General features: G+C 47.2%; 20 protein-coding genes. 9 read left to right on the forward strand and 11 right to left on the reverse strand.

Going from position 1 to position 21,538, the window contains the following annotated elements:
- Window positions 1-9: 9 nt before the first annotated feature.
- Genes lpxB through lpxA form a run of 3 tightly spaced genes read right to left on the reverse strand, consistent with a single transcriptional unit; the run spans window position 10 to window position 2,631 of the window.
- Window positions 10-1,182 carry a lipid-A-disaccharide synthase gene (gene lpxB / locus QUA13_RS02980; protein WP_333196500.1) on the reverse strand — a complete coding sequence of 391 codons (1,173 nt, stop codon included), beginning with the start codon at window positions 1,180-1,182 and terminating at the stop codon, window positions 10-12.
- A gap of 9 nt (window positions 1,183-1,191) precedes the next feature.
- Window positions 1,192-1,794 carry a Uma2 family endonuclease gene (locus tag QUA13_RS02985; protein WP_333196501.1) on the reverse strand — a complete coding sequence of 201 codons (603 nt, stop codon included), beginning with the start codon at window positions 1,792-1,794 and terminating at the stop codon, window positions 1,192-1,194.
- Window positions 1,795-1,836: 42 nt separating this feature from the next.
- The gene (gene lpxA, locus QUA13_RS02990; protein WP_172188620.1) at window positions 1,837-2,631 is read right to left on the reverse strand and encodes an acyl-ACP--UDP-N-acetylglucosamine O-acyltransferase; all 795 of its coding nucleotides are present in this window, start codon (window positions 2,629-2,631) and stop codon (window positions 1,837-1,839) included.
- Between the two features lie 57 nt (window positions 2,632-2,688).
- On the opposite strand from lpxA, the gene QUA13_RS02995 reads away from it, so the two are divergent.
- Window positions 2,689-2,841: a hypothetical protein gene (locus QUA13_RS02995; RefSeq protein ID WP_333196503.1), complete on the forward strand. Its 153-nt coding sequence runs from the start codon at window positions 2,689-2,691 to the stop codon at window positions 2,839-2,841.
- 53 nt (window positions 2,842-2,894) lie between these two features.
- Here the strand turns inward: QUA13_RS02995 and fabZ are convergent, their stop codons facing one another.
- The 4 genes from fabZ to purC form a co-directional block, all read right to left on the reverse strand.
- Window positions 2,895-3,416, reverse strand: coding sequence for a 3-hydroxyacyl-ACP dehydratase FabZ (gene fabZ, locus QUA13_RS03000; RefSeq protein ID WP_333196588.1), 522 nt, complete (start codon window positions 3,414-3,416; stop codon window positions 2,895-2,897).
- An 86-nt stretch (window positions 3,417-3,502) separates the two neighbouring features.
- Window positions 3,503-4,357 carry a UDP-3-O-acyl-N-acetylglucosamine deacetylase gene (gene lpxC, locus QUA13_RS03005; protein WP_333196505.1) on the reverse strand — a complete coding sequence of 285 codons (855 nt, stop codon included), beginning with the start codon at window positions 4,355-4,357 and terminating at the stop codon, window positions 3,503-3,505.
- 93 nt (window positions 4,358-4,450) lie between these two features.
- A complete protein-coding gene (locus tag QUA13_RS03010) occupies window positions 4,451-6,832 on the reverse strand; it encodes a BamA/TamA family outer membrane protein (RefSeq protein ID WP_333196507.1) in 2,382 nt (793 codons plus the stop codon).
- Window positions 6,833-7,016: 184 nt separating this feature from the next.
- Window positions 7,017-7,745: a phosphoribosylaminoimidazolesuccinocarboxamide synthase gene (gene purC / locus QUA13_RS03015; protein ID WP_333196510.1), complete on the reverse strand. Its 729-nt coding sequence runs from the start codon at window positions 7,743-7,745 to the stop codon at window positions 7,017-7,019.
- Window positions 7,746-8,003: 258 nt separating this feature from the next.
- Between purC and QUA13_RS03020 the strand changes: the two genes are divergently transcribed.
- From QUA13_RS03020 to QUA13_RS03050, 7 genes are all read left to right on the forward strand, one after another.
- Window positions 8,004-8,435 (forward strand): response regulator, encoded by a 432-nt coding sequence (locus QUA13_RS03020; protein ID WP_172188630.1) that lies wholly within the window; start codon window positions 8,004-8,006, stop codon window positions 8,433-8,435.
- Window positions 8,436-8,557: 122 nt separating this feature from the next.
- Window positions 8,558-11,974 carry a response regulator gene (locus QUA13_RS03025; RefSeq protein ID WP_333196512.1) on the forward strand — a complete coding sequence of 1,139 codons (3,417 nt, stop codon included), beginning with the start codon at window positions 8,558-8,560 and terminating at the stop codon, window positions 11,972-11,974.
- Window positions 11,975-12,202: 228 nt separating this feature from the next.
- Window positions 12,203-14,518 carry a DNA phosphorothioation-associated putative methyltransferase gene (locus QUA13_RS03030; RefSeq protein ID WP_333196514.1) on the forward strand — a complete coding sequence of 772 codons (2,316 nt, stop codon included), beginning with the start codon at window positions 12,203-12,205 and terminating at the stop codon, window positions 14,516-14,518.
- Between the two features lie 53 nt (window positions 14,519-14,571).
- Complete coding sequence (locus QUA13_RS03035) at window positions 14,572-15,171, forward strand: transglutaminase family protein (RefSeq protein WP_333196517.1); 600 nt, start codon at window positions 14,572-14,574, stop codon at window positions 15,169-15,171.
- A 261-nt stretch (window positions 15,172-15,432) separates the two neighbouring features.
- Window positions 15,433-15,627 (forward strand): BrnT family toxin, encoded by a 195-nt coding sequence (locus tag QUA13_RS03040; RefSeq protein ID WP_333196518.1) that lies wholly within the window; start codon window positions 15,433-15,435, stop codon window positions 15,625-15,627.
- A 91-nt stretch (window positions 15,628-15,718) separates the two neighbouring features.
- Complete coding sequence (locus QUA13_RS03045) at window positions 15,719-16,012, forward strand: hypothetical protein (protein WP_193971333.1); 294 nt, start codon at window positions 15,719-15,721, stop codon at window positions 16,010-16,012.
- A gap of 253 nt (window positions 16,013-16,265) precedes the next feature.
- Window positions 16,266-17,099, forward strand: a complete 834-nt coding sequence (locus QUA13_RS03050) for a hypothetical protein (protein ID WP_333196520.1) — start codon at window positions 16,266-16,268, stop codon at window positions 17,097-17,099.
- Between the two features lie 50 nt (window positions 17,100-17,149).
- Here QUA13_RS03050 and QUA13_RS03055 read toward each other — a convergent pair whose 3' ends face one another.
- Both QUA13_RS03055 and QUA13_RS03060 read right to left on the reverse strand, forming a co-directional pair.
- Entirely contained in the window at window positions 17,150-18,322 is a 1,173-nt protein-coding gene (locus QUA13_RS03055; protein WP_172188640.1) for a TRC40/GET3/ArsA family transport-energizing ATPase, read from the reverse strand.
- A gap of 166 nt (window positions 18,323-18,488) precedes the next feature.
- Entirely contained in the window at window positions 18,489-18,869 is a 381-nt protein-coding gene (locus QUA13_RS03060; RefSeq protein WP_333196522.1) for a DUF2358 domain-containing protein, read from the reverse strand.
- Between the two features lie 69 nt (window positions 18,870-18,938).
- Here QUA13_RS03060 and QUA13_RS03065 point away from each other — a divergent pair, with 69 nt between their 5' ends.
- On the forward strand, window positions 18,939-19,547 hold the full coding sequence (locus tag QUA13_RS03065; protein ID WP_333196524.1) for a glutathione S-transferase N-terminal domain-containing protein: 609 nt from the start codon (window positions 18,939-18,941) through the stop codon (window positions 19,545-19,547).
- Window positions 19,548-19,654: 107 nt separating this feature from the next.
- On the opposite strand, the gene QUA13_RS03070 is transcribed toward QUA13_RS03065, so the two are convergent.
- Both QUA13_RS03070 and QUA13_RS03075 read right to left on the reverse strand, forming a co-directional pair.
- Window positions 19,655-21,079 carry an NADP-dependent isocitrate dehydrogenase gene (locus tag QUA13_RS03070; protein ID WP_333196526.1) on the reverse strand — a complete coding sequence of 475 codons (1,425 nt, stop codon included), beginning with the start codon at window positions 21,077-21,079 and terminating at the stop codon, window positions 19,655-19,657.
- A 50-nt stretch (window positions 21,080-21,129) separates the two neighbouring features.
- On the reverse strand, window positions 21,130-21,273 hold the full coding sequence (locus tag QUA13_RS03075; RefSeq protein ID WP_333196528.1) for a hypothetical protein: 144 nt from the start codon (window positions 21,271-21,273) through the stop codon (window positions 21,130-21,132).
- Between the last annotated feature and the right edge of the window lie 265 nt (window positions 21,274-21,538).

Raw genomic sequence — 21,538 nt, forward strand, 5'->3', positions numbered from 1 at the left:
AAAGTTGCTTTAATTTGCTGTATTTAATTTAACATTTTTCATTATTTCCGCAGCGGCCCGATCGCACACACCCACATCTCCGAGACTTTCGCGCATTTCCCGATAACCTGCCAAAGTTTGCTGGCGTCGATCGGCATTTTGCAGCAATTCCAGTGCGTGGTTCACTATATTTTCCGCAGTAGCGTCGTCTTGCAGCAACTCTGGGACGATCGGCTTCATTTGCACCAAATTGGGCGGAGACATAAAAGGAATCGAAAATTTCAGGACGTGGCGAGCAATAATCGCCGTAATCGGACTGACGCGGTAGGCGACAACTTGCGGAACGTCGAGCAAAGCTAGCTCCAGATTAACAGTACCAGATTTAGCGATCGCCAGATCCGCAGCCGCCAAGATTTCCAGAGTTTGATTTTCTAACAAAGTAGCCCGCAAACCGTAATTCTCGATCGCCTGTTCGATTTTGCTGCGGAAAGCTTTGTTAGCAAGCGGAATCCAAAAATGAACTTCCGGCAATTTAGCTTGAATAATTTGAGCGGCCTCAAATATAACCGGCATCAGGTACTTGAGTTCTTGGTGTCTGGAAGCAGGAATTAGGGCGATCGACACCTGTTCCGGCTCAATTCCCAAAGTTTTGCGGGCAACTTCCCGGCTGGGCGCAGATTGCATTCTATCCACCAAAGGATGCCCAACCCAACTAACTTCCGCTCCTTTTTTTTGATAATAACAAGCTTCTTCGGGGAAAATTGCCAAAAGTTTGTCGCAAATATTGACAATCAGATCGGTATTGCGAGGAGAAATCGACCAAACCCATTCTTGAGGTGCGATGTACCAAACCACCGGCAAATCCGGCAAACAGCGGCGGATGTAGCTGCCAATACCGAGATTTGGAGTCAAATAATCAATCAATACAACCGCATCAGGGGAGAAGTTTTTTAGATATTGTTTAGCTTTTTGCTGAACTTTGATCGTCGGCCAAATATAGGGTACAGATTCTATAAGGCCCATGGAACCAATGCCCGCAGTATCGCCTAAAATAGTAGCCCCAGCTTCCGCCATACGAGGCCCGCCCAATCCTGTTATTTCTAACTCCAAACCAGCGGCGACAGCGTGACGTTTTAAGGCGGCAACTAACAATGCTCCTTGCAAATCGCCAGAAACCTCACCAGTGCTGATAAAAATTTTCATATTCTGACTTTAAACAGGTGAGATGTTTGCTAATAACTCGGTAACAGCATCATATTGATCGGGCATATTAGCACAGCGTAGCAGTAATTCTAAGTCCAGAGCGGGAAGGAATGTACTCCGGGCAATCTGCTCGTAATTTTCACCTGTTAAGCAATAGAGAGATAACTGACTATTTTGCCAAAACCATACTTCCCGAACGCCCAACCTTTTGTATAATTCTAGAGTATTTATCCCCCCACTGGTAATTACGACTTCAATAGCAATATCTGGGAATGTTTTTGGGGTTCCTATGTCATAGGAATCATCCGGCTCTTTTCTACCGCCTAATTCTCTGTTACCCAGAGTCGGCCCGCCCTTACCGTAAAATCGAATCCCATTTGCTCTCATATATGCCTCTAGGAGCATACAGAGAGTTTTTTTGATGATTTCGTGTTCGGGCGAGACAGTCATAATTTGCAGTATTCGATCGAGATAGAAAAATTTCACACCGCCGATATCTTCAAAAGCTGCTTCTATCGCTTCAAACTGCTCCCAGCTAACGCCGTTGAAAGTCATGCAGCCATCTTTTCCTGCATCGGGAGATATAGATTTGGCTAAAGTAGATAAATTCATAGGGCAAGAATTGCTAAGTTCATTAGGTTTATTCTACCTGATTCATTTTTTCCCTGGAATCAAACCGCGCCGCCCTTTCGTTATAGACTGCTGCACAAATCTCCGCAGGTGCTGCAAATGGGGGTTTTCCTGCAACAAATCTAACTCTTCCAAAGCTTGATTTAGAGTGTAGCCAGAACGGTATAAAATACGAAAACTTTTCTTCAAAACTAGCAAATCTTCTGCGGTAAAACCGGCGCGTTCGAGGCCTATTTTGTTGATTGCTCGCACTCTCGAAGGATTCCCCTCGACTAGCATATAAGGAGGCACATCTCGATCGATCCTGCTCAAGCCGCCCACCATAGACAAGCGGCCGATGTGGACAAACTGATGAACGCCCAAAACACCGCTCAATCGGGCTTGAGACTCGATTTTAACGTGTCCGGCTAAGGCTACAGCATTCGCTATAATTACTCGATCGGCGATCGCGCAATTGTGCCCCACATGAACATAAGCCATCAATAGATTATGATTGCCAATTGTCGTGCTTTCCCCCGCTCCTGTAGCGCGGTTAATTGTCACGTATTCCCGAATCTGATTGCTGTCGCCAATTTTCACCCTAGTCTGAGAACCCTCGTATTTCAAATCTTGAGGTTCCAAACCAATCGCCGCACCGGGGAAAATTTGATTTCGAGCACCTATTTCTGTTAGCCCGTCGATAATTGCATGAGCACCAATCTTAGTCTCCGGCCCGATTTTCACTCTTTCTCCAATTACAGCATAAGCTCCCACTTCTACAGTCGGGTGAAGTTCAGCACCGGGATGAATCACAGCAGTTGGGTGAATCAAAGTAAGCATTTGTCAGTTTTTTGCTGGTAAGTGGGAAGGAAGTTCGGCAACGCGCAGTGTAAGGGATTGAACCGATTTAACGGATTTAACGGATGGATGTTGACGGAAGAGGGAAGAAGGAAGAAGGAAGAAGGAAGAAGGAAGAAGGAAGAGGGAAGAGGGAATTTTTCCAATTTTAAGATTACTTCGTTCCTCGGAACGCTTCGCGGTTTTAATTGAAATTCAAAACTCACAACTCAAAACTACGCGCAAGCCCTCACCAATTCCCCAATTTAATCTACCATCGAAAACATCAATTCTCCTTCACAAACTTTTTGTCCGTCTACTTCAGCCAGAGCCTGTATTTTTGCGAAGCGACGGCGTTTTACCCACAGCAATTCTACAGTCATCAGCAACTGATCGCCCGGTACAACCTGACGGCGGAACTTGACTTTATCAATTCCCGTAAACATCCACAATCCTTGCTCAATGTCGGGCAACTGAGCCAGAACCATACCGCCAACTTGAGCCATCGCTTCAACAATTAATACCCCCGGCATAATCGGCCGTCCGGGAAAATGCCCTTGAAAATGCGGTTCGTTGAAAGTCACATTTTTAATTCCTACAGCCCTCTCGGACGGCACGTAATCAACAATTTTGTCAACCAGTGCAAAAGGATAGCGATGAGGCAATAATTTTTGAATTTCTTCGAGAGTAAAAGTAGATTTAACCGCTGGAGAATCCTCACCGTTATCGCTGGGAACGGATTCAGAATTAGCAGTATTGAGGGTGTTAACTTCAGTCAGCGTGGACATTGCTTGAAGACTTTTGAGTGTGGTAGAAACGCGAGGGATCGCGTCTTGGGTTGTGAATTGTAACGGTGACTTGGCTGCCACCTTTTCTAACTTGTCTCCTTCACGGCCCAAGCTTGGGATTTCAGTGCTAAGGCGAGTTGGACGTGCAAGTTGTGACTGGCTTTGTAAGCCAAGTAGTGAGCTTTTGGCCAAGTTCCCAGCAGGCTGAGGTCGCCTACTAAGTCTAAGATTTTATGGCGCACCGGTTCGTTGGCAAATCTCAAAGGCGGGTTGAGCCAGCCGGATCGATCGCAAACTAGGGCGTTTTCTAGGGTACCACCTTTGATCAAACCTGCTTGTCGCAATTGGTCAACTTGGCGAGCAAGTCCAAAAGTGCGGGCTGGGGCGATCGCGCTAGCAAAACTTTCTGCCTCTGGCGACCAACTGTACCATTGATTGCCGATCGCCTGTTCCTCAAAATCAATTCCGTAACTAAAGCGAGTTTCGACTGACGGTAAAGCCGCTGCAAAAGCATCCCCGTGACGCACCCAAATAGGCTGTTCTAGGACGCAGGAGGATGTGGGGTCTTGCTTCGGTTCTTGAGGAACTAAGCCGGTACGGGCGATCGCCTCTACCCAAACCAGAGCCGAACCGTCCAGCAGCGGCAATTCCGGCCCATCAACCTCAATTCGAGCATTATCCGCTCCCATCCCCGCCAAAGCGGCTAATAGATGCTCTACAGTGCGAATTTGAGCATCCATACCTGCCAGTTCAGTTGAAAGTGCAGTCTGACAAACCGCATCAATTTTTGCAGGAATTATCGGAGCACCGGGCAAGTCTATTCTGACAAAATAGCGACCTTCCCCAATCGCAGCAGGCAAAACTCGGACGCGAGTTTGTTCGCCGCTGTGCAAACCGATACCCGACAGTTCAAATTCAGATTTTAAGGTACGTTGAGTCATTAGTAATTAGTCATTAGTTAGTAGTCAGTAGTCAGTAGTCAGTAGTCAGTAGTCAACTGCCAACTGCCAACTGCCAACTATCAACTGCTTTCCTTAGAATCGCTCACCAATCCCAAAGTGAATTTGATTGTCGCCCGTGTCGTTGATACCGTAATCGATCCGGATTGGCCCTAAAGGAGATTGAATCCGCACGCCGAGGCCGTAACCGTAACCGCTACCGGGCTTTTCGCGGATACCTGCAGGGTCGCCCGGGACATTTTTGCCCGTGCCCAAGTCGGTGCCAGCATCCAAAAATAGCGCTCCGCCGATAAACGAAATAATCGGGAAACGGTACTCAACGCTGGCTTCTAGGAAGCTGCGACCGGCTCCCAGGTCGCCTTCGTCGTATCCGCGCACCGAGTTGGCGCCGCCCAAGGCAAAGGCTTCGTAGGGAGGCAAATCTCCGAATACGGTGCCGCCTCTAAAACTGAATGCCAGGGTTTGAGGGCCGGAGGCAAAGTTAGTGTACCTGACTGGTAGGTAAAAGCTGTAGCTGGCCCGCAGGCGGTTTAACAGGATGCTGCCGGAACCTACAGGAATCGATTGTTCCACCCCAAACCTGAGCAAAGAACCGCTAGTGGGGCGGAGGGCGTCGTTGCGCCGATCGCGCACAACACCTGCTTGCAGTGTTGTCAAGTCGTCGGAGCCGGAATCGCTAAAACTCAACTGGTTGCCGAGTTCGTCCTCGGATTCGCGACGGCCTTTGCGATCGGTAATTGAGACTCGCTGGTACTGCAAGCCGACTGAAGCAGTCCACTCAGAATCGGCAAAAGGATTGCGCGACAGGGGACGGGTGAAATTGATGCCGCCACCGGTGCGAACGATCCGGGGTCGATCCTCGTTGGGCAATCTGACTTCCCGTTCGCCGCCGTCAAAAATCACGCTGATCGATCGTCTTCTAAAAACATTAGCGGTGAAAGAAGTGCGGTAAGGATCGCCCGAAATCCAGGGGTCAGTAAAACTCAGGTCAAACAGCGTTTGGCGTTCGCCGATTTGTACTTCAGCGCCCAACTTCTGGTTCCTACCGCCCAAGTTTTGCTGCTGGTAACTCAGCGTACCGAACAAACCCGTCGCGGAACTCAAACCCGCACCAGCAGCCAGAGAACCAGTATTTTTCTCGATGACGTTGACAATTACCCTTGCCTTGCGGGGGTCAGTCGTTCCCGGTTCCAAGGCAAGCCGCACGTCTTCAAAAATTCCCAAACCAAACACCCGTCTCAAATCCCTTTCCGCCTTGGTGCGGTTAAAGATGTCTCCGGGCTTGAGTTCTACTTCGCGGGTGACGACAAAGCGGCGGGTGTTGCCTCCGATCGGCTGACCCGTGGCATCCGTTGCCTCTCCCTCCTTGTTCAGGAAGCGGACATCAACGGATTCGATCTGGCCTTCTGCCACTACCAGGGTGACTGTGCCGTCCTCTCCTACTTGCGGGGCATCAGTGATTTGGCCCAAAACATAGCCGTTCTCTTGGTACCACGCATTAATTTTTTTCACTCCCTCCTCAAAGCGGCGGAGGTTGAGAATTTGGCCGTACTGATCGCGGAAGCTTTCGTCAATTACGCTTTGGGGCAGCACTTGCTGGCCGGTGATTGTCACTCCCCGCAGCACCGGATTTGCCTGCACGATAAAAGTCACCCGGACGCCCAACGGGGTGTCTTCCGGTACTGCGCGCACGTTTCTGAAAAAGCCCGTGGCAAAAATGGCGTTGATGTCTTGTTGCAGTTGGGTGCGGTTGGTCGTGCGTCCCGGTTGGGTGCTGATGACTCGGTAAATCTCGCGTTCCAAGTCTCCCGTCGCCCCGGTGACGGTAACTTCTGCAACTAGCACTTGGGGTTCGGCCGCCCCGGCGGGTGCGGGGGTTGGTCTGGGCTGCGGTGCTGGGCCAGGGGGCAATGGAGGAACGGTGTTGGCGGGCGGTCTGGTCGGGGCCGGTCTGGGGGGAACTGGGGCGTTTTGAGCGATCGCCCCTGATTCTTCTGGTTTCCCTAGCTCTGCTGCGATCCAGGCGGGCGTTACAGCCGCTTCCGATGGGGGGTTCGGGCTGCCCTGTTGCGCGTCTGGCAGGGCGTTTTGGCTGCTAGAGGCGGGGGAGGGGTTGGATGCTAGCTCGGGTTTGAGTTGAAGGATCGGAGGTGAAACCGGGGAGGGCGGGTCTGTGACTAGGTTTGGGGGCTCGCGGTCGTTCCCTCCTCTGTCAGGGGCCGTAGCTATTTTTAGGGCTTCCCCTTTGCTAGTTTTAGCGGCTTTGGGGTTTTGAGGAGGATTTTGGGTTAATTCTGGAACGGGGCGATCGGGTAATTCGATCGACGGGGCGGGCGGAACGGCAGCCAAAGCTTCCTCTGCTGATTCAGAGTAGGATGTTTGGCCGTTTGCCGAATTTGATAACCCGAATGTTGCTGAGGCAGTAAAAACTGCCACCAATACAGCAGATAAACGCATTTTTGTTCACTTTTTTGGGCAATCAACACACCACATTAGTCATTATTCATTAGTCTTAGTCATTAGTTATATAAGTCGGTTGAATTTCGCGCTGACCGCTAATTGATGACTGTTGACCGCTGATTGCTGACATCGAAAGCAGAAGGGTGACAAACTGTGCAATTTTAGCGCATTGTTAAGGCCTCTAAACTTTCTGAGCTAAAACCCGCTGGAGAACTTGCTGGTAAGCACTTTCTACCGATCCCAAGTCGCGCCGGAATCGGTCTTTATCCATAACACGGGCATCGGGGTCAGTTTCTGTGTTGTCCCAGAGGCGGCAGGTGTCGGGACTGATTTCGTCGGCGAGGATCAGATTTTGATGTTGGTCGATACCGAATTCTAGTTTGAAGTCTACTAGGGTGATGCCGCACTCGGTGAAAAATTCTTTGAGTATTTCGTTAATTTCGCGGGCGGCGATTTCTAGTTGGTCTACTTGTTCGGGGGTAGCTAGCTGCATTAACTGGATTCTGCCGCGGGTCAGTAGCGGGTCTCCCAAATCGTCGTTTTTGTAATAAAATTCCACCAGCGGGGGATTGACAATTGTGCCTAGGGCGAGTCCTGTTTGCTTGCAAAGACTGCCGGCGGCAATATTTCTGACTACGACTTCCAAGGGCAAGATTTGGACGCGACAGACTCGCATTTGGTTGGGGGCCGGCGTGTCGATGAAGTGTGTGGGAATCCCTTTGGCTTCTAGCATCCGAAACAGGTGCGCGGATACGGCGCAGTTGATTTCGCCTTTGCCGACGATGCTGCCGCGTTTCTGGGCGTTAAAGGCTGTGGCGTCGTCTTTGAAGTGGGTCAGCAAAATTTCGCTGTCTTCGGTGGAGTACAGGATTTTGGCTTTGCCTTCGTAGAGTTTGCGATCGGCTGACATGGCGATTAATAATGTAGATAAGTTTTAGATTTTACAGTAGCTCGATCGGGCGTTATTGGCGAGTTTTTGGATCTAGGCTGCCCCACTTAGGCCCCGGACGGGCGAGTACCCCTGCAGGTAGATACCGCGATCGGCTGAGGCATAAATGATTCTTGACAAAGGACAATAGAGATGAGACTTGCTGGGTTCGCGATCGGTGCGCGATCGACCTCGGCAACGAGACTGATGCTTACAAAACACCTGCAAACTGACTAATTTATGGAAGACAAAAAAATTCATATCCTCTTGGTTGAAGATGATGAGGTTGATGTGATGAACGTCCGGCGAGCGTTCAAAAAAAATAACATCGTTAACCCTCTCTACATGGCAGCCAACGGATTAGAAGCTCTGTCTATATTGCGCGGAGAAGGGAAAATCGAGCCTGCAATGCCTCAAGCGCGCCGGTTAATTCTGCTGGACTTAAATATGCCGAGAATGAACGGGATCGAGTTTTTGCGAGAATTGCGACTAGATGAATGTTTGAGGTCGATTCCGGTGATCGTTCTCACCACTTCTAATGAAGATAGAGATAAAGTAGAAGCTTATAATTTGAATGTAGCGGGCTATATTCTTAAACCTGTCACTTTTTCTAACTTCGTGGAAGTTATGGCTACCCTCAATAGATACTGGATGCTGAGCGAAATTCCCTAAATTAAGATAAATTTTAACAGGAAATTTTTCAAGGTAGCTTTGGTAATTTTTCAGCGGTGCATTTATTTTAATTGCTTTTTGTAGACCGCAGCTTTTTCGGAGTAATCCACAATTCGGTTGTTATGGACAAACTTATCAAAATTCTGATTGTTGATGACGATGCAGTCGATCGGATGGCGGTCAAACGCTCGCTCAAGTCGGCAGGCGTTTCTGCAGAAGTTATTGAAGCAGAAAACTGCGCCGATACCCTGGCAAAACTCTCGGTAAGTAAAAATTCTACCCAGGTAGGGGCGAAACTATCCAAACAAAATAAATCTCAACATTTAAGCGAGGTTGAGGAGACAGAAAACGGCCTGCTATTAAATCAGATATTTGAGTGCGAATTTGACTGCGTATTCCTCGACTACGGATTGCCGGACGGAGACGGACTGAGTTTGGTACAAAATCTACGGGAAGCTGGGCTAAAAGTTCCCTTAATTGTGCTCACAGGTCAAGGCGACGAACAAATTGCTGTGGAATTGATGAAGGCTGGAGCTTCTGATTATATCGCTAAAAGCAAGCTTTCTCCCGAGAGTTTATCCCGCAGTTTGTATAATGCTATGCGCGTTTACCGCGCCGAATCTCAGGCGTTTCATACCAGCCAAAAACTTAAGGAAAGTGAGGAACGCTACAGGTTAGTTTTAGAGGGAGTGAACGACGGAATTTGGGATTGGGATTTAAGTAAAAATGAGGTTTATTGGAACGATCGCCTTTTGGAAATTATCGGTTTGTCGCGAGAGCAATTTGGCAGGACTATGGAAGCTCTCTACAACCGCCTGCACCCGGAGGACAAGGACGGCATCGTCCGGGCGATCGCCGCTCATTTGGAACAAGAAATAGACTATAATGTAGAGTTTCGCCTGCTGCACTCTTCGGGTTTTTACCGCTACTGCACTTCTCAGGGAAAAGCTCAGCGGAATTATCATGGAAAACCGCTGCGAATGGCCGGTATGATTAGCGATATTACTGAGCGCAAACAGGCGGAAGATGCTCTGGAAAGGGAACGGCAGCAACTGAGACAAATTATTACTTGCGTGCCTGTAGCAATGGCGATGTTCGATACACAAATGCGCTATATGGCTAACTCTAAAAAATGGGTTAGTCAATTTAATTTGGAGTTGCCCTCCCTAAATAATCTCAGCCATTACGAATTGTTTCCAGATACGCCAAATCGCTGGAAAGCCATGTATCAAGAAGTGCTCAAAGGCAAGGTAGTGTCTGTGAGCGAAGATGCCTGGGAACGAGCAGACGGATCGGTTCTGTACCTGCGGTGGGCTGCTCACCCTTGGTACGATCCCGACGAAAAAGTCGGGGGAATTGTGATGGTTGCCGACAAGATTAATGAGTTGGTGGAAGCGCGGGAAACTGCCTTAGAAGCGAGCCGGGTGAAGTCGCAATTCTTGGCGAACATGAGTCACGAAATTCGCACTCCGATGAATGGGGTTTTGGCAATGGCTCAATTGCTGCTGCGCGCTAATCTGGAACCGAAACAACAGGAGTGCGCTCAGACTATTTACCGCAGTGCTGAACATTTGCTGAACGTTATTAATGATATACTCGATTTCTCTAAGATTGAAGCTGGAGAGATGCGGCTGGAAAAGGCGGATTTTGATTTGGATAGCTGCGTTGAGTCGGTGATAGAAATGACAGCGCATTTGGCAGAGGAAAAAGGTATTGAATTGAATATTTTAGTTGACAGTTCAGTGCCGAGAAAGTTGGTGGGCGACTCTGGCCGATTGAAGCAAGTTTTGTTGAATTTGGCGGGGAATGCCATAAAATTTACCGATCGCGGTCAAGTTTTAGTTCACGTAACTGTGAAACAGGGCAACCGACGGGCAGACGGTAGACAAGGGGCAAGATTGCTATTTTCGGTGCGGGATACTGGCATTGGAATTTCAGCAGAAGGGCAAACAAAGCTGTTCCAATCTTTTTCTCAGGTAGACGATTCTCCTACTAGGCCTTACGGCGGAACGGGTTTGGGTTTGGCTATTTGCAAGCAGTTAGTGGAGATGATGGGAGGCGAGATTGGAGTTCGCAGTTTGCTAGGCAGCGGTTCGACTTTTTGGTTTACTGTACCTTTGGAAAAACAGTTGCAAGTTGAGCCTCAAGAGCCCGAACTTGCGGGCAAGAAGCTGTTAGTAGTCTCTGGAAGCGCTTTGAGGAGGGCAGCAGTGCGATCGCTCGCTCAAAGTTGGGGTGCCCGCTGCGACGAGGCAGAAACTGCTGCTGAGGCTTTGAGTTGGTTGAACAAGGCTCAGGGCAGGATTTCTCAACATTCGGGGGAGGCGGAAAAAAGCTGGGATGTGGTGCTTGTGGACTTGCAAATGCCAGAGTTGGATGCGGAGGAATTTGCTAGGGAAGTGCGATCGACCTCGACAGTGGGTTCGTTAATTGCCATGACTGCTTTGCGGGAACAGCCGAACGCTGAAGCGCTTTGCAGTCGGGGTTTTAGCGGGTATTTGATCGAGCCGGTGCGGCCGAGCCGCCTGCTTGAGGCTGTGCTGGCACCGGTTAAGGGAACGAGAGAGTTTGGGAGGTTGGAGGCTGCTAATACTTACAAGTTGCCAGCAGTTAATTCTCAATATATTACTCCCAATTCGCCGTCATCCTTGAGAATTTTGCTGGCGGAAGACCACCCGATCAATCAACAAGTGCTTGTCGAACAGTTGGCAGTTTTAGGCTATCACGCTGACTGCGCTGTCAACGGTCAAGAAGCGCTGGATTTGCTGGCCAAAAAAAGCTATGATTTAGTGCTGATGGACTGTCAAATGCCCGTACTTGACGGTTACAAAACGGCGCAAAAGTTGAGGGAAATCGAAGGAAGCGATCGGCATACTTTTGTGATGGCTTTAACTGCTCATGCTATGCCGGGGGAACGAGAAAAGTGTCTGGCGGCGGGGATGGACGATTATCTCAGCAAACCTGTAGATTTAGATGCTTTGGCGGCGGCGCTGAAAAAGTATGAAGCCCGAAATGTTCAGTTTGAAAATAACTATGGAGTTAAAAGTATTAATTCGGAAAATAAATCTCAATTAGCAACAAGTTATACAGAAGTTTTGGAAAAAGCGCAGGTTGTGGCTGTGCCGGCACCAAGGGCGATCGCACTTCAAACTTGGGAAGATAGAGACTGCGACGGACTGTTCGACAAGAGCAGATTGGAGCAACTGGGACGAGTTAATATTAAATTGCCCGAGCGACTTTTGCAAGCTTTTGTGGCAGACGCGCAAGCTGATGTGGCTGCTGCCAAAAGAGCCGTAGAAGCTAAAGATTGGCAAACTGTGGAATATCAAGCACACCGTCTCAAGGGAACTTCGGCTAATGTGGGAGTTGCTCTGATGTCGGATTTAGCCACACAATTAGAGCATCAAGCGCGAGGCATTCAATCTGAACCATCAGGGGGAAAATTGTCAAGTATTGAGAAGATTGAGAACATATTAGTGAGTTTGTCCAGTCATTTAGCCCGGGTTCAAGAATTTGTGGAAACTCGAATGTTTTGTTAATGTTTAAGTCTGTTTTTGGTTGGGAGATACGTCGGCGATTTTAATCGCCACTAATACACCAACTATTGTCCCTCTCTAAGAGACTAAGACATAAAGTCGGCGATTGAAATTGCCACTACATCAACTATCTTCCCTTTCTAAAAGACTAAACAATAAATTCTTTCTGTCTTCCTTCATTCTGTGTCCTCTGCTTTCTCTGCGGTTAATTAAAAAATAATTAATTTAGCTATGAATTACGATACCAGTACAAACTATATTTTAGAGATTGATTCATTAGAAAATAATGGAGAAATACTAACCCCTTTGATGATGTTTGCTCGGGAACTTTTATTGTATGAAAACGAGGCTATTTCTGAGCAAGATCATGTAAAGGCTGTGCCGTCCCCACCCGACAAAATTAATGATTTTTGTGTTGACAATATAGTGGCAAAAGTGGCTCGCTGCTGTCGGGAAAGCAAGATTGGAAAAAAATTACCTACGGCTTTTTACGTTCATGTTTCTGCTTTGCAAGCACTCAACCCTGTCCTCGGAATCTACGAAAACTGTGCCAGACGCGCTCTCGAAAATATTGATGAAGCAACTTTAGTTAAATTTTCACTCCATCAACCTAAAATATCTTATCTTTTTTACCCTGATTTCGATACAGATGCTCACCCTGCTTTGAAAACCAGCCTCCAAATTAATCTGGAAACAGGGGAAGTTAAATATTTCGATTACAGCAACAGCGAAAATCCCCCGGTTTTGCACCGCAAGGAAACTTTTGTAGCTGCGGATTATCCGAATTACGAAAAGTTTTCTCGACTCACTCGCAGCGAGGAAGGATGGGGACTGCTTGACAATACTAGCGTTATCGGCACTCGCGAGGGTTGGCTCAAATATTTGGGATATTGCGGTGTGGAAATTCAAGATCATGCTGTTGTCGAGCGTTTGAAACAGGAGAATAGCGACCTTTCAATTCCTAAAATCGAGCGACACAAAGCTGCGATGGTACGCCACTCTCTTTCTAAACCTTTGCGTTTGGTTTTAGAAGCTGATTTAGCGATCGATGGGACGACTTTTTTTGATTACGGTTGCGGTTACGGCGGCGATGTTAAATATATTGCACAAGAGGGTTATGCTATTTCTGGTTGGGACCCATACTATCAGCCTGATACTCCCCGAATTTGTGCGGATATTGTGAATATTGGTTATGTGATTAATGTAATTGAATCTTTGGCGGAACGCCGAGAAGCGTTGCTGAATGCTTGGGAATTAACTAAGAATTTATTAGTTGTAGCGGCTCAAGTTTTGATTGATGATAGCGCTAGAGGTCAAATTGCTTATGGGGATGGGGTGATTACTTCTCGAAATACTTTTCAGAAGTATTACGAACAAGAAGAGTTGAAGGTTTATATCGACCAAGTTTTGAGTGTTGATGCAATTCCTGTGGCTTTGGGGATTTATTTTGTGTTTCGGGATGCTGCGGAGGGTGAAGGTTTTCGTGCTTCTCGGTTTCGATCGCACTTATCGACTCCCAGAGTTCGATCGCAAGTTAAGCGTTTTGAAGATTACGAGGAAATGCTGGCTCCTTTGATGGCTTTTGTGAGCGATAGGGGCCGCCTTCCGGTTAAAGGCGAATTAGCGGAAGAATCGCCAATTAAGGAGGAATTTCACAGTTTTAATCGCGCTTGGAGAGTGATTTTGCAAGCAACGGATGCGGATGATTGGGAGACAATCGCCGACAAACGCCGCCAGGATTTGCTGGTATATCTCGCTCTCAACGGTTTGGGCGATCGACCTTCAATCCGCCGACTCCCGGCTCAAATCCGCAACGACATCAAAGGTTTGTTTGACAATTATCAAAAAGCTTGCACTTTGGCAGATTTAATGCTATACAGTCTGAGCAAAGCTGATATTGTTGCGGATTGCTGCGAAGATAGTGCGATCGGCTACAAACAGCCCGGTACCCTTTCAGTTCACGTCTCTGCTTTAGAAGAACTAGACCCTTTACTCCGGCTCTACGAAGGCTGCGCTAACCGCACAATTGGCAGACTTGACGGCGCGACAATAATCAAATTTTACGCTCGCAAACCTCAAATTTCCTATTTATTTTATCCCGATTTTGACACTAACCCGCATCCAGCCCTCCACACAGCTATGCACATACATTTGCGCAACCTTTCTGTCAGCTATCAAGACTATTCGGATGTGTACAATCCGCCAATTTTAGTTAAAAAAGAAGCTTTTGTTACTGCTAGTTATCCCCATTACGAAAAATTTGCGAAACTCAGCCGCCAAGAAGAAAAATTAGGGATTCTAGATCGTGGCGCAGTTAAGAAACATCGGGAATGGGTGAAGTGTTTGGAGGAAAATTGCGTTAAAATTAAGGATCATAAGTTGTTTTGGCGATCGAATGCTGACCCCGAAAAATTGAAAATGCTGCAAAAAGCTGCCTCGGAACGTCAGCAGAAAAAGATTGAGTTTAATGCAGGAAAGATTGAACAAACCGCAGAGAGCGCAGAGGGTACAGAGGATGGAAAGGTTAGTGGCGAAGAACACAGTTGAAATTTGTTGGTAAGGTGTTTACAATTGAGGCTGTAGCGTTCCTAGCGGTTGACATGGAAGAATACTTGAAAGTGAGTGAAGTTATTAATTGGCAGCATCCTGAAATTATGGAATGTGCTAAACAAATCGCATCGGAATATGAGACACCAACGGCAATAGCTAAGGCTTGCTTTGAGTGGGTGCGAGATGAAATTCGTCACAGTTATGACTATCAAATGAGTCCTGTGACCTGTACAGCTTCAGATGTACTTCAGCATAAAACAGGGTATTGCTATGCGAAAAGTCACTTGTTAGCAGCCTTACTAAGAGCAAATGAAATTCCAGCAGGTCTTTGCTACCAGCGGTTGAGTATTGATGACAAGGGTGCGCCGTATAGTTTGCACGGTTTCAATGCCATCCATTTACCTGAAGTTGGTTGGTACCGAGTTGATGCAAGAGGTAACAAAGAAGGAGTCAACGCTCAGTTCACTCCACATCAAGAACAGTTAGCGTTTAAGATTCAGTTTTCCGAAGAGGCAGATTTTCCAACCATATTCTCAGAGCCGCTTCAAGTCGTTATAGAAGCACTGCAAGCACAGAAGGCATGGGATGATATGCTTCGTAATCTCCCAGACATTTCGTTGGAGTCCGCGAAGAGTTATGGTCTGCTATGATACACATCGAATCCTGCTTTGGGCAGGCGCAGCGTTTTGAATTGTTCACGGGCAAAAGAGCCACAACATTCATCTTTATAAGCGGCTCGGATACAAGCTATTCAAGAGTGAAAAAATAAATAAACCCCTGTCGTTCGTGTTCATGCAGAAACAGTGAAAAGCCCCAACAAGCAGCACAGGCTGTGGCAGTAGTTTGAAAACGATCGTTTTTTGTGAATAACGTATTGACATTGTAAATACATTTTACCTATACTAGGGAGCATGAATGTATACTTCGTGCTCAATGGCATTACCTTTGTATGGGACGAGGGAAAAGCGCGGATCAATCCCACAAATCATGATGGGGTTACTTTTCAACAAGCTGCTGAATGCTTCTTTGACCCATTTCTAGTTGTCGTTGATGCCAGCCGCAATGAGGAAGCGCGTGATGCTGTGATTGGGCTAGATAGTCGGTAGAATCTACTGTATGTGGTTCACATTGAGCGTGAAGAAAATGTCATTCGGATTATTTCAGCACGTAAAGCAACTCGTCAGGAGAGGGCAGAGTATGAAGGTTGAAGCATTAAAGCAGCGATTAAACCGCAACCGTCCAATGACTAGCGTGACTATCCGTATGCCCGAAGATGTTGTGGAAGACCTAAAGAAAGTTGCACCATTGTTGGGTTTTTCGGGTTATCAGCCATTAATTCGTGCTTATATCGGTCAAGGTTTGCGCGTTGATTTAGAACGATTTGAGAGCGATACAGTGACAGCCTTAGTAGCAAGTTTGAAGCGTCGAGGTGTCAGCGATGCAGTGATTGATGAGGCATTAAACGAAGTCATTCATGCTGAGTCCTGTTAATTGTGTCTAGCCAGCAGTACAACAAGGCGATCGATCTAACATTCAGATAGCTAACACAACACGGTATCTCATTAGGAAAGTCACTGTCTCATGAACGCAGACGCTATGAACAATACCTCAAAAACCGACTGGGCTAGAATCGACGAAATGAGCGATAAAGATATCGATACCTCCGATATTCCACCGCTGTCGGATGAGTTCTTTCATCGCCGATTAAAACTGTACAAATCCGCATTCGGACGATCGACCATTAATGAAAATATTCCCTGCTCGCATTCATATTCTGCTTGCCAGTCAAGCTCCCGTCGGACTAATCATTCGACGCGGCCCGTCGAAGCAGGTTGCGACAATGCTATGGGATCGACAATGCGATCGATTCCAACTGGGACAATGGTTAAAGGGACGCATCTACGAACGCCGGAGTGACCTCTCACCCGACGGCAAATATCTGATTTACTTCGCGATGAATGGTCGCTGGCAATCGGAGGCCTGTGGTGCCTGGACTGCGATTTCACAAGCACCATACCTCAAAGCGATCGCCATCTTCCCCAAGGGGGATTGTTGGAATGGGGGTGGTCTGTGGACGAGCCGAGCCACCTACTGGCTCAACGACGGCTACTACGGCCACCAGATATTGCGGGATACTTCGACAGTCCGTCGCGACACCACCTACGCCCCAACCTGCAATTATGGCAACAACGAGTGTCTCGGCGTCTATTACCCTCGACTTTTACGCGATGGTTGGCAACTGGTCGATCGCGTACAGTTCGGCAAATGGAAAGCCCAACATATCTTTGAAAAATCGATCGGCAACGGTTGGATACTGCGCAAAATCGCCCATGCCGAGACTGATGCACCGGAGGGGAAAGGCTGTTATTGGGATGAACATACACTGGTTAACCGAGCTACCGATGCCACGATCGGCTATCCCCAATGGGAGTGGGCCGACCTCGATGGCAAACGGCTAGTCTGGGTGGCTGAAGGCAACCTCAATGCGGCAGAGGTAACAGCGAAAGGATTAACCAACGTTGCCGTATTATTTGATTTTAATGATATGCAATTTAAGCCGATCGCTGCGCCCTACTGAATCATCATCCACTTTTAACCAGAGAACCGATGACCGAACTTAAACCAATATTAAGCGAACTTAATTTTCAAATAATCATCCTCCATCTTCGCCCCCGAAGGTTGCAGCGCCGCTAAAGCTTGCGGCAACACCAAATTACGGCGGTGATTCCCAATCCGAACATTCAACTCATCTCCCGTTTTGCTCAACTGGATCTGATCCTTAGCAATTCCCGGCAAATACAGTTCAAGACTATATTGATTGTTTTCCTGCACGATCTTAATCGTATTTTCTTTGTAATAAACTTGACTGGGGTCTTCGTCTTTGTAAAGCGTTTCTTTCAAGCGTTCCAAAGCTGCCAAGCCGCACATTTCTTCAGAATAAAGTGGCACCTCCTTAACTGGCAGCGGCATGAAATCTGAGTGAATTTCCTGACGGTACTGTTCCTGGCTTTCTTTCCACCGTTTAAAAAATGGGTCAGTTACTTCTGCGGGAATAATCCGGTTAGCTACTACTAAATCTGTGGCTACATTGTACAAACTCAAATAGGCATGAGCGCGCAGAGACTCTTTAATTACCATTTTTTCTGGATTGGTAACTAACCTTACCGAAGTGACAGTATTGTCAGTTAAAACCTTTTCCAAAGCTTCGATTTGTTCGTAAAATTCGTAAGGTGCATCCATCACCTCTTTGTCTGGCAAAGAAAAACCCGCAATCGGTCTAAAAATAGGTTCAACTAAAGGTCGAAGGGCGGCTGATATCCCTTGCAGCGGCTTGTAAAATTTTCTCATGTACCAGCCGCCAACTTCCGGCAAGCTTAGCAGTCTTAATGCTGTGCCAGTCGGAGCAGAATCGATAATTAAAACATCAAATTCGCCTTCGTCGTAATGCCGCTTCATTCGCACTAAACCGAAGATTTCATCCATTCCTGGCAAGATGGCTAATTCTTCAGCTTGCACCCCTTCGAGCCCCTGCGCTCGCAAGACTTGAGTAATGTAGCGCTTAACTGCTCCCCAATTGCCTTCTAATTCCCTGAGAGCGTCTAATTCTGCTCCCCACAAATTCGGTTTTACCAGCCGCGAATCGTGCCCGAGTTCCATGTCGAAGCTGTCGGCTAAGGAGTGAGCGGGATCTGTGCTCAGCACTAGGGTTTTGTATCCCAATTCGGCACAGCGCAGCCCAGTCGCAGCGGCTACGGAGGTTTTGCCGACGCCGCCTTTTCCGGTCATTAATATTAAGCGCATTGATTGTTTAGCTCGCCTGAAAATTCTTTACTTCTATATTGTAACGGAATGTAACAGAAATTAATTTAACAGGACTGATGCACGGGGCCCTGCGGTAGGTTGCAGTATAAGCACCTTACTCAAAGGGGTTACTCTCATTCCCCATCTAAAATCTAAAATCTAAAATTTAAAATGGTATTACCAGTTGTTTGAGCACGTCTAGCCGCGAACAGTTCCAGTAATCGATGTGGGAAACGATTAAACCGTCATTGTTGACTTTAAGTTCGCTCCTACCGGCGATCGCCATTTTCGGTTTCCAAGGTAGCGGTGCGATCCAGCTCAGAGTCCAGCGAGTTTCGATAGTATCTCCCGATCGCGAAATGCCGTGCAAATCGAGTTTAATTTGTTTAAAAACAGTCCCCATAAACCCGATCATTTTGCGGTAGCGATCGACTCCTGTAAATCGATTCACCGGGTCTTCAAAATAAACATCTTTTGCATAAATGCTGTAAGTCTGATTTTGGGGAAATCTTTGATAATCGTCTTTGAGAATTTCAATAATGTCCATTATGATTAGATATTTGCCTTAAATTATTATAATATAGTTTATACTTGCTTGAGAAAAGGCGGACAACTTATGATCGACCTCTACACTTTTACCACACCAAACGGCCGCAAAGTCTCGATCATGCTCGAAGAAATAGGTTTACCCTACAGCGTGCACGTCATTGACATCACAAAAAACGACCAATTTAGCCCCGAGTTCATCGCCATCAACCCCAACAGCAAAATTCCGGCCATAGTCGATCGAGATAACGGCCTCACCGTCTTCGAGTCCGGCGCTATTCTGATCTATCTTGCCGAAAAAAGTGGCAGATTTCTGCCCACCGACAAACAAAAATACTTTCAAGTTATGGAGTGGCTGATGTTTCAAATGGCCAGCGTCGGCCCGATGTTTGGTCAGCTAAACCACTTCAAACGCTTTGCACCCGAACAAATTCCCTATGCGATCGGGCGCTACGAAAAAGAAACATTGCGCATCTACGGAGTATTAGACACTCAACTAGCAAAATACGAATACATCTGCGGCGACTATTCTATCGCCGACATTGCTACATATCCCTGGGTTGCTATTTACGAATTTCAAGGATTAACCCTCGACAACCACCCCCACCTTAAACGTTGGGTAGAAACCGTGCAGAAGCGTCCCGCCGTTGAGCGCGGAATGGCTGTTCCATCATTATAAACCCCGCATCTAAATTGTATTTTCGGGAGGGCGTGCCGCCCACCCCACAAAGCAAGTTTACTGTTTGTGGAACGGGCTTCTAGCCCGTTCAAAAAAAGCCCTCAAACTCAATCGGCGAAATGCTTAATAATCGCCTCAGCAAACTCCGAACACTTCAACTCAGGCACCGGCGGCTCCATCAACCTCGCCAAATCGTAAGTAACTTCACCGTTAGAAATTGCCGCTCCCAAACCCTTCTTAATCAAATCTGCCGCTTCTTGCCATCCCATGTATTCCAACATCATCACCCCGGACAAAATCAGGGAACCGGGATTGACTTTATCCAAACCGGCGTGTTTCGGTGCAGTGCCGTGAGTTGCCTCGAAAACAGCACATTCATCACCAATATTCGCGCCGGGCCCCATGCCCAATCCGCCGACAATTGCTGCCGCCGCATCGGACAAATAATCCCCGTTCAAATTCATCGTCGCCAAAATCGAATATTCGCCCGGTCGAGTTTGAATTTGTTGGAAAATACTGTCAGCAATTCGGTCGTTGACCATAATCTTTTCTTTCCACTGACCGCTGCCGTGACTGTCCCAAATTGCAAACAAAACGTCGGCAACTTCTTGACGAATTTTAGCTTGTTTTTCTGGAGTCAAAGCATCATATCCCGGATCTATTAGGCGGGCATTGTCTTCCAAGCTAATGTCGGGATTTTGTTCTTTGTTGGCGAGAACCCAAGACTCTCTTTCAGTCACGCACTGAGCGCGATATTCGGTGGTTGCCAGTTCGTAACCCCAATCTCGGAAAGCTCCTTCGGTGTATTTCATGATGTTGCCTTTGTGCACCAAAGTCACTTGCTGCTTGTCTTTCGGCAACCGCAAAGCGTGGGCGATGGCGCGCCGCACTAAACGTTGAGAACCGCTTTTGCTAATTGGTTTAATTCCTATTCCTGAATCGAGGCGAATTTGTTTTTTGCCGTGTTCGGGTGTTGCCGGAATCAACTCATTATTGAGGAATTCAATCAGTTTTTTGCCGATTTCGCTGCCTTTGGGCCATTCAATTCCCAGGTAAATATCTTCTGTATTTTCCCGGTAAATAATTACGTCTAGCAGTTCAGGAGTTTTGTGCAGCGATGGTGTTCCAGCATAATATTTGCAGGGTCGCACGCAGGCGTAAAGGTCAAAGATTTGCCGCAAAGCTACGTTTAGCGATCGAATGCCGCCTCCGATTGGGGTTGTCAGCGGCCCTTTGATGGCGACTCCGTATTCTTTGATGGCGTCTAAGGAATCCTGCGGCAAATATTGGTAAGTACCGTAGACATCGCAAGCTTCGTCGCCTACATAAATCTTAAACCAGTTAATTTTCCGCTTGCCGCCGTAAGCTGTTTCTACCGCAGCATCCATGACTTTCTGGGATGCTGGCCACAAGTCCACACCCGTACCGTCACCGCGAATGAAGGGAATAATTGGGTCGTCGGGGACGATCGGTGAACCGTCTTTGAAAGTAATTTTAGAACCAGTTGTCGGGGCTACAATCTTTTCGTACATATCTTAACAGCGCGGATAGCAATGTTCCCTATTTTGCCACGATTATCACTCTAAACCTCAACAAATCCTAAATATTTGTATAAATTTAAGTTGGATTTTTGGGCGATCGGCTGGCCGTCACTGTGACTTTTGGGCGATCGTAAATTTAAAAGTAACTTTAAAAAAGTAGCAAATATAGCAGAAGTTTCTATCAAATATGCCTCTCTATCTTTCAGCCCTAATGTTGGGAAGATGCTAGAAGCGAGTCAGTGGATTTTAGATTTTAGATTTTAGATTTTAGATTTACTCCACAGATTCATCTGGGATTTTGAACTAGGGTCTAAAACTTGGGGCCGCTCACGAATCCTGTAGGAAACTTGTATTCGTTTTTGAGCTGGGTCAAAGTGGATTTTAGATTTTAGATTTTAGATTTTAGATTTACTCCACAGATTCATCTGGGATTTTGAACTAGGGTCTAAA

The sequence above is a fragment of the Microcoleus sp. S28C3 genome, assembly GCF_036700785.1.
Lineage (GTDB): Bacteria > Cyanobacteriota > Cyanobacteriia > Cyanobacteriales > Microcoleaceae > Microcoleus > Microcoleus asticus.